The 15437-nt window shown below is 29.0% G+C and carries 13 protein-coding genes and 1 riboswitch; of the genes, 12 read left to right on the forward strand and 1 reads right to left on the reverse strand.

The features are described 5' to 3' along the window. The first annotated feature begins 322 nt into the window (after positions 1-322). The 6 genes from rnmV to IC214_RS01040 all read left to right on the forward strand — a co-directional run bounded on the left by rnmV (position 323) and on the right by IC214_RS01040 (position 6447). On the forward strand, positions 323-853 hold the full coding sequence (gene rnmV / locus IC214_RS01015) for a ribonuclease M5 (protein WP_227436345.1): 531 nt from the start codon (positions 323-325) through the stop codon (positions 851-853). Between the two features lie 161 nt (positions 854-1014). Next, positions 1015-1884, forward strand: coding sequence for a 16S rRNA (adenine(1518)-N(6)/adenine(1519)-N(6))-dimethyltransferase RsmA (gene rsmA / locus IC214_RS01020; RefSeq protein WP_227825271.1), 870 nt, complete (start codon positions 1015-1017; stop codon positions 1882-1884). Positions 1885-1949: 65 nt separating this feature from the next. After that, entirely contained in the window at positions 1950-3236 is a 1287-nt protein-coding gene (locus tag IC214_RS01025) for a hypothetical protein (RefSeq protein WP_227436342.1), read from the forward strand. Between the two features lie 149 nt (positions 3237-3385). Continuing rightward, a complete protein-coding gene (locus IC214_RS01030) occupies positions 3386-4501 on the forward strand; it encodes a M20/M25/M40 family metallo-hydrolase (RefSeq protein WP_227851752.1) in 1116 nt (371 codons plus the stop codon). Between the two features lie 185 nt (positions 4502-4686). Next, positions 4687-5583 carry a cation diffusion facilitator family transporter gene (locus IC214_RS01035; protein WP_227436337.1) on the forward strand — a complete coding sequence of 299 codons (897 nt, stop codon included), beginning with the start codon at positions 4687-4689 and terminating at the stop codon, positions 5581-5583. A 69-nt stretch (positions 5584-5652) separates the two neighbouring features. Next, on the forward strand, positions 5653-6447 hold the full coding sequence (locus IC214_RS01040) for a hypothetical protein (protein ID WP_227436335.1): 795 nt from the start codon (positions 5653-5655) through the stop codon (positions 6445-6447). A 77-nt stretch (positions 6448-6524) separates the two neighbouring features. On the opposite strand, the gene murC is transcribed toward IC214_RS01040, so the two are convergent. Continuing rightward, positions 6525-7877, reverse strand: coding sequence for a UDP-N-acetylmuramate--L-alanine ligase (murC, locus tag IC214_RS01045; RefSeq protein ID WP_227436333.1), 1353 nt, complete (start codon positions 7875-7877; stop codon positions 6525-6527). Positions 7878-8095: 218 nt separating this feature from the next. Between murC and purR the strand changes: the two genes are divergently transcribed. From purR to IC214_RS01075, 6 genes are all read left to right on the forward strand, one after another. Next, on the forward strand, positions 8096-8974 hold the full coding sequence (gene purR, locus IC214_RS01050; RefSeq protein WP_227436331.1) for a pur operon repressor: 879 nt from the start codon (positions 8096-8098) through the stop codon (positions 8972-8974). Positions 8975-9129: 155 nt separating this feature from the next. After that, on the forward strand, positions 9130-9408 hold the full coding sequence (spoVG, locus tag IC214_RS01055; protein WP_003421453.1) for a septation regulator SpoVG: 279 nt from the start codon (positions 9130-9132) through the stop codon (positions 9406-9408). A 210-nt stretch (positions 9409-9618) separates the two neighbouring features. Beyond that, positions 9619-10998 (forward strand): bifunctional UDP-N-acetylglucosamine diphosphorylase/glucosamine-1-phosphate N-acetyltransferase GlmU, encoded by a 1380-nt coding sequence (glmU, locus tag IC214_RS01060; RefSeq protein ID WP_227436330.1) that lies wholly within the window; start codon positions 9619-9621, stop codon positions 10996-10998. Positions 10999-11092: 94 nt separating this feature from the next. After that, complete coding sequence (locus IC214_RS01065; RefSeq protein WP_054271950.1) at positions 11093-12043, forward strand: ribose-phosphate diphosphokinase; 951 nt, start codon at positions 11093-11095, stop codon at positions 12041-12043. A gap of 843 nt (positions 12044-12886) precedes the next feature. Further along, a riboswitch (cyclic di-GMP riboswitch) is annotated at positions 12887-12972 on the forward strand. Positions 12973-13129: 157 nt separating this feature from the next. Next, positions 13130-13615 carry a type II secretion system protein gene (locus tag IC214_RS01070; protein WP_227825272.1) on the forward strand — a complete coding sequence of 162 codons (486 nt, stop codon included), beginning with the start codon at positions 13130-13132 and terminating at the stop codon, positions 13613-13615. A 143-nt stretch (positions 13616-13758) separates the two neighbouring features. Further along, a complete protein-coding gene (locus tag IC214_RS01075; protein WP_227436326.1) occupies positions 13759-15435 on the forward strand; it encodes a GspE/PulE family protein in 1677 nt (558 codons plus the stop codon). Positions 15436-15437 lie beyond the last annotated feature (2 nt).

Raw genomic sequence — 15437 nt, forward strand, 5'->3', positions numbered from 1 at the left:
ATATAAAATTTATATCTAGGCTCTTTTAATGTATATTTGTCCTGAGTTCTACATCTTTTTCTATAAATCATTAATATTAAAAAAGAAAATTGTATGGATGATATAATATTAATACAGGTAATGCTACATGGGACTTATTGTTGCTTATAGGTGATTCAATAGAATATAATAGTGAATATATTTATCTAGTAGGAATAAATTTTTCTTAAACTATAGATTTCTAAATAAAAATAAATAGGTTAGTGCCTTGATTAAATTAAATAAAAACCTTAAAATAAAGAGATGTAAACAAAAACTAAAAACAAATAAAAGGTGAATTTATATGATAAAAGAGATAATAGTAGTAGAGGGAAGAGATGATGTTACAGCTGTTAAGAGAGCAATAGATGCAGAACTTATAACCACAGGTGGATTTGGATTTCCAAAAGGAGTAATGGAGCGTATAAAATCAGCTAATGAAAGACGAGGAGTTATAATATTTACAGACCCAGATTTTGCAGGTGAAAAAATAAGAAAAAAAATAGCATCAGAAGTTCCAGGATGTAAACATGCGTTTTTACCAAGAGAAGAAGCTAAAAAGGATGGAGATATAGGTATAGAAAATGCTACTCCTAAAAGTATAATAGCAGCTTTAAATAAAGTTAGAACTGAAAGTACAGAGAAAAGAGATGAATTTAAACAAGTTGATTTGATTAGAAATGGTCTTATAGGAAATGAAGATGCATCATCTAGGAGAGATGCACTTGGTAAAATACTTGGGATTGGTTATGGAAATGCAAAGCAATTTTTAAATAGATTAAATAATTATGGTGTTGAAAGAGAAGAATTTATAAGTGCATTAAAACAAATTTAAATGTAAGCATGTATGATATGAAAAAAATATATAAAAAATAAATATAAAATTATGGAGTAATTTAAAATAAATTATCTTTAATAAATATTTTGCTTTAAACACATGTAAATAAGTATAATTAATAGGATAAAATCTTAAAATAAGTTAAAAAGGAGTAAACGATGGATAGACTATCTTCACACAGTGCAACGAAAGAAGTAGTACAAAAACATAATTTTAAATTTTCAAAGTCTTTAGGTCAGAATTTTTTAATAGATAGTAATATAATAGATAAAATATTGGATGGAGCTAGAGTTACAGAAGGAGATAACATAATAGAAGTAGGTCCTGGGATAGGTACACTTACTCGTGAAATGGGTAAGGTAGCAGAGAAAGTGGTAGCTATAGAAATTGATAGAAACTTAATTCCTATATTGAAAGATACCTTATCAGATTTAGAGAATATAGAAGTTATAAACCAAGATATATTAAAAGTAGATATACAAGAACTAGTAAAAGATAAATTAAATGGTGGACCAGTTAAGCTTGTAGCAAATCTTCCATATTATATAACTACACCAATAGTTATGAAATTTTTAGAAGAGGATATACCTGTAACGGATATAGTAGTTATGGTTCAAAAAGAAGTTGCAGATAGAATGAATGCTGTTCCAAGTACAAAGGATTATGGAGCATTGTCCATAGCTGTTCAGTACTATTGTGAAACAGAAATTGTAGCAAAGGCTCCAAGACATATGTTTATACCACAACCCAATGTAGATTCAACGGTTATAGGTTTACATGTCAGAGCTGAAAAGAAATATGATGTTCATAATGAAGAACTATTTTTCAAGACAGTAAAAGCATCTTTTGGACAAAGAAGGAAGACTTTACTTAATTCATTGGGAGGCCTTGGTTTTCTTAATAAGGACGAAATAAGAGAAATATTAAAAGAAGCTAATATAGATGAAAAAAGACGTGGTGAAACTCTTAGTATAGAAGAGTTTGCAGTTCTTTCAAATATAGTAAATACAAAAGTATCTTCTAAATAGGAGGTACTTTTTTTTATTTTATTAACATATATTGTTTAGAGAAACTGTGTTAAGGGGGGATTGCAGTGGGTTCTAAAAGAAAGTTTAAAAGAGACTATATAATACTAGAAGCTAAAGACATAAACTTTAGATACAAAGAACGAGTACTGCCAAAAGCTTTTGCAAAAGTCGAAGTAAATGATGAAAAATCAATCATTGCATTATATGTAGAAAATCTAAAATATGTTAAAGATGGGTATAAAGCAGTAGCAATAAAAGGTGACCATGGATTAATAGACTTAGGAAATATAATTTTAAATGAACAAGGAAGAGGTGAATTTGTTTTAGATTTAGAGGATTATGATGAAGAAATAAAAGGAATTGCCTTATTGTATGAAAGAAATATTCCTCTAGTTGGGTTTAAGGGAAATAAGATTGAAAATTATGAGGACATATTATTCCAAGATGTAGAAGATGAAGAGTTAGCTGAAAGTGAAGAAGAGTATTTAGAAGAAGATATAGAGGTTGAAAGAGAAGAAGAGTACTTAGAAGAAGATGCTGATAATGAAGAAAACAGTGATAGTGACGAAGAATATATTATAGAAGAATATGATGAAGATGAATATGAAGATTATTGGGAAGATGATGAAACTGAAGAGGGAGAATTAAAGATAAGAGCAGATGTAGAAGATTCTAGTGATGATGAAATTGAAGAATTTAATAACTATAAGGAAATAGAAAATTATAACAAGGCTAAAGAAAATGAATTCTATGACGATATAGAATATGAAGATGAATATGATGAGGATGAAGAAGATTTTGAAATAAGACATGAAGAAAAGGTAGTTGCTTCTCAAAAAACTACTAAGTCAAAGAAAACTCAAAAAGAACAAAATAATGTTGAAAAAGTAAAAAGAGCCAATGGAATAAATCAAATAGATAGTGGGAATAAGCAAGCTGGAACATTACTTATGCCTAGACAAATAAAGAAAGGGTTAAAGTTATTTAGAGAAGTTAAGCCTTTTACAGCAGATTATATAGACAATACAAGATGGTGGAAAATAGAGGTAAACCCTACAACATTGTGTGGATATTCAATGCCTTATTTAGGATATTTAAATGTATTGAATTATACAATGTATAGTGATGCAGTTTTACATTCATATAAATATAGACATTACTTATTCGGAGTACAATATGATGAATATAATAAGAGAAAGCATTATATTTATGCTATTCCAGGTAATAGAAATGAACAACCAGATAATGGAAGTACAGGATTTTTGAGATATCAAGCTTGTGACCACAGAACCAATAGTTTAGGCTACTGGTTATGCTTTATAGATTCTAGACAGAGAAGTATAGTTAGATAAAACAATAAGAATGAAAGAATTTAACTTTAACTTTCATTTTAGTAAAGAAACTTAACTAAAATGATATAAAAGTTTAAAAACTATTGATAATATTTAAATATTACACTACAATATATGTTGAAATACCTATTATATTATGGAGGAAGATTATGATAAACGAGCAAAGAATTTTAAATGAGTTCCTTGAATTAATACAGATAGACAGTTTATCTTTAAAAGAGGGGAACGTAGCCAAAGTATTAGTTGAAAAGTTAGAAGAAATAGGTTGTTCAGTTGTAGTAGATAATGCTGGTGAAAAAGCAAATGGAGAAACAGGCAATATAATAGCTACTTTAAAAGGAAATAAAGAAGGAAAGAAAATATTATTTAGTTCACATATGGATACAGTAACTCCAGGAATAGGGGTAAAACCTATAGTGGATGAAGTAAATGGAATAATAAAAAGTGATGGGACTACAATATTAGGATCTGATGATAAAGCAGGTATAGCAGCTATATTAGAGGGATTAAGACAAGTAAAAGAAAATAATATAGAACATACTGATATTCAAGTTGTATTCTCTATATGTGAAGAATGTGGATTAGTTGGAGCTAAAAATTTAGACTATGCAAAAATAGATTCTAAATATGCCTTTGTATTAGATAGTGGTGGTTCTCCAGGAGAGATAATAGTAAAAGCTCCTGCACAAGATGTAATAAATGTTAAGATATTAGGAAAGACAGCTCATGCAGGTCTTGAGCCTGAAGCTGGTATAAGTGCTATAATGGTAGCTGCTAGAGCAATAGATAATATGAATTTACTTAGAATAGATGAAGAAACAACTGCTAACATAGGAATTATAAATGGTGGAACAGCTACAAATATAGTAACAGGAGAAGTTAACATAGTTGCAGAAGCTAGAAGTCTAAAAGAAGATAAATTAGATGTTCAAACTAAACATATGGTAGAAACTTTTGAAAAAGCTGCTAAGGATTTTGGAGCTAAAATTGAAATAGATGTAAATAGAGCATATACTCCAATAGATGTGAATGAAAATTCAGAAATAATACAACTTGCAAAAAAAGCATTTTCAAATTTAGGAATAGAAGGTCATACTGAATCTACAGGAGGAGGTAGCGATACTAATATATTAAGTAAAAATGGTATTGAAGCTATAACTCTAGGAATAGGTATGAAAAATGCGCATACATTAGATGAACATATAGCTATAAAGGATTTATATGATTCTGCCAAAATGGTAATAGAGATAATAAAAGAAGCATAAATTTAAATAATAGTGTATAATATATATATCGCCTAGCTCAAGCTAGGTGATTTTTCATTTTATAGAAGATTGATAATCTCTATTGAAAGTAAAAGATATACATTTGAATATAATAATAAATTTAATTTATGTTTAAGTATATGTTTTTAATAATATTTAGATTTGGTTTGTTAGGAGGAATAACAATGGAAACAAGGTATGAGGAAGCAAATAAAATAACAATACAATCAATAATTTGGAATATAGTCTTAACAATAATTAAGGTGATAGCTGGTATTATTGGTAATTCGAGTGCTATGATTGCAGATGGATTACATTCAGCCTCAGATATTATAAGTTCTATAGGTGTACTGATAGGTAATTATGTATCTTCTAGACCAGGAGATAAGGAACATAATTATGGTCACGAAAAGGCAGAGACATTGGTATCATTCGTATTATCAATATTACTTATATTTGTTTCTATAACAATAGGTATAGGGGCTATTAAATCATTATTTAACTTAGATGCATTGAGTGTTCCATCAATACTTCCGTTAATAGTGTCAGTCATCTCAATTTTGATAAAAGAGTATCAATATAGAATAACAATCAAAGTTGCTAAAAAGATAAATTCACCAGCTTTAAAAGCAGATGCTTGGCATCATAGGTCAGATGCTCTATCTTCAGTGGCTGCATTTATAGGTATAGGAGGTTCTATTTTAGGATTTAAACCATTAGACCCAATTGCGTCAGTTGTAGTGGCAGTATTTGTGGCTAAGGTAGGAATCGATATACTTAGAAGTTCTGTAAATGAATTGATGGATGTTTCAGTTGATGAAGAAGAAAGAAGAGAATTAAAGTTTATTGTAGCAGATACAGAAGGTGTTAAAAATCTAGGAGATATAAAGACTAGAAAGCATGGAGCTATGGCATATGTGGACTTGACTATATGTGTTGATGAAAATCTCACAGTAAAACAGGGGCACGATATTGCTACTAAGTTGGAAAAACATATAATAAAACATATGGAATTTGTAAAAGGGATAACAGTTCATGTTGAACCATGCACTAATTGCCAAGGAAATAAGTGTATAAAATAATTATAGCTTAAAAAAAAGTGTAAAAAGTTATATAATTGTTTTATGACTATAAACTCTAGGGGTGGTTAAATGAGTAAGAAAAGAAAACTAAAGAAAAAAGCTGCAATATTAATAGGAGTAGTTGTTTTCTTTATAATATACTTTATATCCTTTAAAATAGGTCTAAACATGGAGAAGGATAAGAGTGAAGTTCCAAAGAAAGTAGAAACAGAGACAGAAGATAATAGGTCTTTAATGACTCAAATAAAAGAGAAAAAGAAAATTTATGTATCAGATAAAAATGTAGAAAACATAAAAATCGAAGAAGATATGTGGAACGAGATAAAGTTCTTTTTCTCAGAATTTAAGAAGGTAAGAAATACTACTTCTTATGAAGCAATTTATGAAGGGTATTCTGATGATGGAATTAAATTTTCTACAGACCTTAATTTTTTTAGAGTCTATACTGTAAATAAAGAGGAATATTATAAAGTTCCAATTGATTCCAAAAATTCTTTTAAGAAACTTTTAGATGAGAGTATATATACTTCATTTGACCTTTTGAGTCACTATAAAGACTGGAAAGAGGTCACTATAACTTATGGAAAAGAAACTAAGAAGGTTCATAAATGGAAGTTTGATGATTTAGCACATAAGATGATTTCAAAAAGAGTTGTAGGAAAGGTTCAGCCAGAAAAAAGCAAGGAAAGAAGTGATTATAATTTCAGTATAAATATAAAAGGTGAAAATTTTGCTGTGAAAGTAGATACAATGGGCAAGGATTATGTAAAAGTTACTTCTAAAAAAACTGTCTCTTACTACGAGGTTCATACAAGTTTATTTGATTATCTTAAAAATGAAATATTTGAGATTGGAAAGAAATAAAATATTAAGAAGGCTATCAAGCGATTATATCATTTGATAGCCTACATTAATTTTTATATGTTATTTTTAGTTACATACTATTTTTCAACTAGTAAGTCTGCAACCTTATATATTGGACCAGCACCAGCAGTTATTACTAAATCATTATCATTAACATTTTCACGTAAATATTTTACTATATCTTCAAATTCTTTTATGTAGATAGCATCTACGTTGTTTTGATATAATTTTTCAACTAAATCTTTAGAGTGTATATCTCCTGGATCATCTTCTCTTGCAGCATATATGTCTGTTATGATAACTTTATCAGCAGCATAGAAAGCTTCTGAAAATTCTCCTAAAAGAGATTTTGTTCTAGTGTAAGTATGTGGCTGGAAGATGCACCATAAAGTTGATTTTTTTAACTTTTTAGCAGCAGCTAAAGTAGCCTTTAATTCAGTTGGATGATGTGCATAATCATCTATTACTAAGGCATTTTTGTAGTATCCTTTAGATTCAAATCGTCTTCCTACACCTTTATATATTTTTAAATTTTTTCTTATAGTCTCTAAATCAATACCAGAAACAAGAGCTGCCATTATAGCAGAAGAAGCATTGTATATATTATGAAGACCATATACAGAAAGCTCAAATTCTCCCAAATCTTTTCCTTGATACTCTATTTTAAATATCCCATGACCACTATTATCAAAATGTATGTCTTTTATTACAGCATCATTGTCAGAATCTCTACCATATTTTATAATAGTAGCTTTGACATCATATAATATGTCATCTACATTTTCATCATCACCATTTATTATGAAATATCCATCTGGAGGTAAAAGTTTACCAAATTTATTAAAAGAAGCTTTGATTTCGTCTATACCTGAGAAATAATCAAGATGGTCTTCCTCAACATTTAAAACTATAGATATCTTAGGATTAAAATTAAGGAAACTATCTACATATTCACATGCTTCAGTTATAAAATGGTTAGAATTACCTATCTTAACATTACCACCTATCATGCTTAAGTTACCACCAACTAGTATAGTTGGGTCTAAGTCTGCATATTCAAAAATTGTAGACAACATAGATGTTGTAGAAGTCTTTCCATGTGTACCAGAAACTGCTATAGAGTTTTTATATTCTCTCATAATCTGGCCTAAAAAAGTAGCTCTGTTCATTATTAATTTATTCTTTTCTCGAGCAGCTATAAGTTCTTCATTATCTGGGTGAACTGCTGCAGTATAAACAACCATATTTACATCATCTGATATATTTTCTTTTTTTTGACCGATATAGATGTTTGCCCCTTGATCCCTAAGTTTGTCTAATAGATATGATTCGTTTGAATCCGAACCTGAAACCTGATAACCCTTATTGATACATATTTCGGCTAATGCACTCATGCTGATACCGCCAATTCCTATAAAGTGTATATTCATAATAAAACCACCTTTCTTTTTAATTAAGTCCTACAATATGAACTATTTTTGTGGTATAATAATATAATGTTCAATATTTTATAATTAATATGCATATAATATTATATGTATTTTATTTTTGAATATAATAAAACATAAGTAATATTATACCACAATACGAATTGTTATGCATTATTTAGTTTAACGTTATATAAAGGTATTTGTAGGAGGAAATAGTAATGAAATTTAAAAGAACAGAGAGAATTGGAGCAATAGTTAAAATACTATCTGATAATCCAAATAAAATATATACATTAAGTTATTTTACAAATCAATTTAATGCAGCAAAATCCACAATAAGTGAAGATTTATTAGTTGTAAAAAATGTATTTGAAAAACTACATTTAGGGAAAGTTATAACTATCTCAGGTGCAGCAGGAGGAGTAAAATATATACCTAAAACTTCTATAGCAGAAAATGCAGAGTTTTTAATGGAATTATGTGAGAAAATATGTGACACATCTAGAATACTATCTGGTGGTTTTTTATACTTAATTGATTTAATTTATGACCCTACAATAGCTGCTAAGATAGGAAAAATATTTGCTTCAAACATTGAATATGTAGATGCAGATTATGTTGTAACAATGGAAACAAAAGGTATACCTATGGCACTTATGACTGCAAAGGCTATGAATTTGCCTTTAGTTATAATAAGGAAAGACATAAAAGTATCAGAAGGTCCTACCCTTAGTATGACATATGTAAGTGGAAATAATTCGAAGGTTGAGAGTATGAGTTTACCAAGAAGGGCTCTTAAACCAGATAGTAAAGTTATAATTATAGATGATTTCATGAGGGGTGGAGGTACTATAAAAGGAATGGTAGACCTTATGAATGAATTTGGAGCAGAGGTTATAGGTACTGGAGTATTTATATCTACAACAAATCCTTCAGAAAAAATGGTAAAAGATTATATATCACTAATTCAGTTAGATGTTACTGGAGATAAAATAGTAGTTGAACCAAATTTAAAAACTTTTAAAGATGAATATAGAAATGAAGAATTAGATGAAGAAAATGATTCAGAATTTGAATTTGAAATAGATGAAGATTAATAAAAAAAATATTTAGAAAAATATGTAAAAATAAAAAGAGGATATCCCTAGTTGTCCATAGAATTACTTAAAAAACAGTTTATATTAATTTATTCCAACAATAATAATTTTAATATAAATTAATTTCTGTCAAAATCAAAGGGGGATATATTGGTATGAAGATAACTGACGTAAGAGTAAGAAAATTAACAGAAGAAGGCAAGATGAAATGTATAGTTTCAATAACTTTTGATAATTTGTTTGTAGTGCATGATATAAAAGTTATAGAAGGCCACAATGGGTTATTTATAGCAATGCCTAGCAGAAAAGTAGGCGAAGGAAATTTCAGAGACATAGCTCATCCAATAAATGCAGAAATGAGACAAGTTTTAGAAGATGCAGTTTTACAAGCGTATCATGAAGCATTAGTTCAATGGGAAGTAGCTGCTGAATAACAATAAATATAAAATGGAGAGAGCCCGAACATTTAGGCTCTTTTTAAATGTAGAATTTGCATTAAAATATGTACTTTTTAGTAAAAAAGTGCTATATTATTAGTGATAATGTATATGTTGTATACAAATTGTTAAATAAATGTATTATAATGTATATTGATTGAGATAATAATACGAATAAAATTAAATTAGATTGAATGGAGTGTATCAATGAACTTTAAAGCTATAATCCTTGCCGCTGGCAAAGGAACAAGAATGAAGTCTAAATACCCAAAAGTTATACATAAAGTATGCGGAAAAGAAATGGTCAACCATATTATAGATGTTTCAAAAAAATCAGGTGTAAAGGATACTGTTGTAATTTTGGGGCATGAAGCGGATGTAGTAAAAGAAAAACTTGCAGAAGAAACTATGATAGCTATGCAAACAGAACAGCTTGGAACAGGACATGCTGTAAAAATGGCTAAAGAATATATAAATGATGACGATATAATAGTTGTACTTTGTGGAGATACTCCACTTATAAAGGAAGAAACATTAAAGAAATTATTTGATTTCCATATAGAAAATAAATATCATGCCACAGTTCTTACAACAAAAGTTGGAAATCCAACAGGTTATGGTAGAATAATAAGAGATAAGAAGGGTGACCTTCTTAAAATAGTGGAACAAAAAGATGCAAATTCAGAAGAAAAAATGATAAGTGAGATAAATTCTGGGATATACTGTTTTAATGGAAAGAGTCTTAGAGAAGCATTAGATTTGTTAAATAATAACAATGCACAAGGTGAATATTATTTAACTGATACTGCTAAAATAATGAGAGACAAGGGCTTAAAAGTTGGTGCATTTGCAGGTTCAACTATTGAAGAACTTATGGGTGTTAACTCAAGAGTGGAATTATCAAAGGCAGAAGAAATTATGAGAAGAAGAATAAATGAATCTCATATGGTAAATGGAGTGACTATAATAAACACTAACTCTACCTACATAGAATCTGATGTTGAGATAGGTAATGATACTATAATATATCCAGGGGTTATGTTACAAGGAAAAACAAAGATAGGTTCAGATTGTATAATTGGAATGAACTCATCTATAACAAACTCAGAAATAGGAAATGGTACAGAAATAAAAAATTCAACGATACTTGATAGTAAAGTTGGAGATAATACTACTGTTGGACCATATGCATATTTAAGACCGAAAACTAACTTAGGAAACAATGTAAAAATAGGTGATTTTGTAGAGGTAAAAAATGCTGTTATAGAAGATGGTTCAAAAGCATCTCATCTTTCTTATATAGGAGATGCGCATGTTGGAAAAAATGTAAATATTGGATGTGGAGTAGTATTTGTAAACTATGATGGTAAAAATAAATTTAAGTCAATAGTTAAAGATGATGCGTTTATAGGTTCAAATTCTAATTTAGTTGCACCAGTAGTTGTAGAAGAAAAAGGATATATAGCAACAGGTTCAACAATAACACATGATGTCCCAGATGGAGCTTTAGCAATAGCAAGACAAAGACAAGTTGTTAAAGAAGGATGGGTAGAAAAGAAGAATCAAAAAGATAATCAAGGTAAGTAGTTATTTAGTTTATTATTTTGGCTAATAAAATTAGCTCGAAATTATTATAAATTATATTCATTAGGATTTTAAAATTTTCAGGAGGGTTACATAAATGAATACTAGCGGAAGCGAGATTAAAATTATTGCAGGTAATTCATCGAAAGAGTTAGCACAAAAAATAGCTGACTATATAGGTGTATCAGTGCTAGACTGTGAAGTAGGTACATTTAGTGATGGTGAAATATGTGTAAACATGAATGAGACAGTAAGAGGTTGTGATGTGTTTGTAGTACAATCTACTAATAGTCCAGTAAATGATAACTTAATGGAGTTATTAATCTTAATTGATGCATTAAAGAGAGCATCAGCAGGAAGAATAACAGCAGTTATTCCTTACTATGGATATGCAAGACAAGATAGAAAAGCTAAGGCAAGAGATCCAATCACTGCTAAATTAGTTGCAAACTTAATAACTGCTGCTGGGGCAGACAGAGTATTAACAATGGATTTACATGCAGCTCAAATACAAGGATACTTTGATATACCACTAGACCACTTATTAGGTGGAACAATATTAGCAGATTACTTCAATGAAAAGAAAATAGAAGATTTAGTAGTAGTATCTCCAGATTTAGGAAGTGTTACTAGATCAAGAAAGTTTGCTAATACTTTAAATGGAGAAGTTCCAATAGCGATAATAGATAAGAGAAGACCAAAAGCTAATGTATGTGAAGTTATGAACTTAATAGGTGATGTTAAGGGTAAAAATGTTATACTATTAGATGATATGATAGATACAGCTGGAACAATCGTTAATGCGGCAAATGCACTTAAAGAGTTTGGTGCAAAAGATGTTTATGCTTGTTGTACTCATGGTGTATTATCAGGACCAGCTATTGAAAGAATTTCTAATTCAGAAATAAGTGAGTTAATAGTTCTTGATACTATACAACTTCCTGAAGAAAAAAGAATAGATAAGATAAAAATAAAAACAGTAGCTCCTTTATTTGGAGATGCTATAAGAATGATATTCTCTAATGAATCAGTAAGTAAATTATTTTAATTAATTAGATTTATAAGAGTTGCTTAAAGTAAGTTTTTAAGCAACTCTTTTTTAATATCTAATTTATGTATTAGTATAATTTATTGGAGTTGTATGTGTGTATATAAAAGTAAATGTTTCTTGTAAAACATGTGGATAAGTAATTAAAAACTAAATTTAATAAAAAATATAAAATTATGAATATTACGAATATAAAAAATATTTGGAAAAAGCATTGAAAAAGTTTGAATTATGTAGTATTATGTAAATATAAATTAAAGAAAGAGGTGTTTCCAATGGGAAGGATTGAAGATGAACCCCTAATAATTAATTGATTCAGCCACAATCTAAAGTAAATATAAAAATCTATTGAAAGTTTATTTATAAGAATTGAAAATAGTATCTATTCTATATCTTTAGTGTTTGTGAGAGGGTTCTGGATTATATAAAGTTACTGTAAAGAAAGTAATTTTGTACGATAAGCATATATATAGATGAAGAGTTTCATTTATATAGTGATTGTGGCTGAATCATAACTGCAAGAATATAGAATGTTTATATATAGATGTTTTTAATAAAATACTATATTGTAATAGCTTTTAGCTTTCAAATAAATATTAGCAAAGGATGGAAATGACAATGATAAAACTAAATGATAATTTATAAATATCTCCTTACGATATATGATAATTGTAGGGAGATGTTTCTTTTTTTGTATAGTATAATTACTTTCGGAAATTATGTTTGAATATGTTAAAGTTTGGTATATATAAATAATATAAACTGTATTGCTAAAATGTGGTAACTATTATATAATATAAGTGGATATGTATCTCTATTATGAGTTATATATCATTCTAAATTTAATAAAATAGAAACGTTGATGTATGTTCTGTGATGTGGGCACCTTGGAACATATTGAGTTAGTGGTGCAACCGGCTATGAAATTGTATTTATGATACTTTTATTTTCATAGTTTTTTTTGTTCAAAAAAATGGTTATATGCTAGAAATAAATCTGGTTAGTACGTGTAAATAATTTTACTTAGATTTTTAACCAGATATATTATAATTAAGTATTAATTAAAAAAATTGAGGGGGAATAAAAATGAAGTTAAGAAAGAATAAAAAAGGTTTCACTTTAGTGGAATTATTGGTAGTAATTGCAATTATAGGTATATTAGCAGTAGTGGCAGTTCCAGCTTTATTTAGTAATATAAACAAAGCTAAGGTAGCAAGTGTTGAGTCTGATTATAGCTCAGTTAAGAGTGCAGCATTGTCTTATTATGCTGATAAGAATGAATTTCCTGAAGATATTACTGATGATTTGAAAACATACATGGAATCTAATATAACAAATTCTGATGTTGGTGGCACATATACTTTAGTTAAAGCTAAAGATGATACTAAAAAATTGGCTCTATTAATAACAGGTGCAACTTTAACAAAGGAGCAAGCAAGCAAATTAGTATCTGATATAGGTGCTAATAAGGTTTATACAAATGCTGAGCTTACTACAGAATTAAGTGGTGCAGTAGATGGTGGCAATGTATATATGGTTCTTATAGACCATTTAGAAGCTAATACTAAATAGTATTTTTATTGTTTGATTGTATTTAAGTTTAATTATAAAATAATAAAAAAGACAGGAAGAAAATCTTCCTGTCTTTTATACTATTTTCTTTAATATCCAATCATAAATGATGATATAATTGAGATAGTAAAGGAGTGAAATCTGTGGCTAAAAAAGTTAGAATAGGAGACAAACTGGTCGAAAAAGGATACATAACAGAAGACCAGCTTAAATGGGCATTATCAGAGCAAAAAAACAGTGGAAAAAGACTAGGAGAATTTCTAGTACAAGAAGGTCTTATAGATAGTAACTTATTAATAAGTGTATTAAAAGAACTTTTAGATATAGAAAGTGTATTTTTAGAAGGAACAGAAATAGATACATTAGCTACAAAGATGGTTCCAGAAAATATATGCAAAAGATATGCTGTATTTCCATTCAAAATCGATGGGAATAAAATATGTCTAGCCATGTCAGACCCACAAGACAGAGAAGCAGTTCAAGATGTAAGACGTATGTCAGGTAAAGATGTCGAAATATTTATATCAAGTGCAGAAGATATAAACAAAGCAATCGGTCATGCTTATGCACATTCAGAAATAAATAAAGCAATGACTGAATACAACAAAAACAAGACTGGTGGAATTAGAGAAACAGTAATCCTTGAAGAGGATGTAAATGCTGCTCCAATAGTAAGACTAGTAAATAATATACTAGAAAATGCTGTTAGAATGGAGGCCAGTGATATACATATAGAACAAAGCGAAAATTACATGCGTGTTAGATTTAGAATAGATGGAATGTTAAGAGAATATATGAGAATGAACTCTGCTCCATACAAAGCGGTAATAAGTCGTATAAAAATAATGTCAGATATAAATATATCTGAAAAGCGGATTCCACAAGATGGTAGAATATATTTAAAAGTAGATAATAAACCTATAGATTTTAGGGTTTCTACAATGCCTACTAATAGGGATGAAAAAATAGCAATGAGAGTACTTGATAAGAGTAATTTTATGGTAAGTAAAGAAGTACTAGGAATAGATGAACATGGCTCTAAGATATATGATGAGTTAATAAATACTCCTTATGGGCTTATATTGGTAGTTGGACCTACTGGAAGTGGAAAAACTACTACATTATATTCAATGCTAAATCAATTGAATACGGAAAATAGAAATTTATTAACGATAGAAGACCCTATAGAGTATGAACTACCTGGTGTAAATCAATCTCAAATAAATGAGAAGGCAGGACTTACTTTTGCCAGTGGGCTTAGAGCCTTTATGCGTCAAGACCCAGATATAATAATGGTTGGAGAGATAAGAGATACAGAAACTGCTGAAATAGCAATTAGAGCTTCTCTTACAGGACATTTAGTTTTAAGTACATTACATGCAAATACAGCAGTCGGAGCGATTTCACGTCTTTTAGATATGGATGTGGAAAGTTTTTTGATAACTTCATCTCTTTTAGGGGTAATATCTCAAAGGCTGACACGAAAAATATGTGAACATTGTAGAATTTCATATGAAGCAGACACTGGAGAAAAAAAGGCTCTTGGAATTGATGTAAACGAATCAGTGACTATCTATAAAGGACAGGGATGTGAAAGATGTAATAATACTGGATATAAGGGACGTCTAGGTATATTTGAAATGCTTGAAATTACACCAGAAATAAAAGAGCTAATAGATTCATCTGCAAATCAAAGAGAAATTTTAAAGTTAGCTAAAAAACAAGGTATGATTAGTCTAAAAGAGGATATAGTTAAAAAGGTTTTAGGTGGAAAGACAACAGTAGAAGAAATGATTAGAATAATTTTGATGACTGATTAAGG

The organism is Clostridioides sp. ES-S-0190-01 (genome assembly GCF_020658275.1).
Classification (GTDB): Bacteria; Bacillota; Clostridia; order Peptostreptococcales; family Peptostreptococcaceae; genus Clostridioides.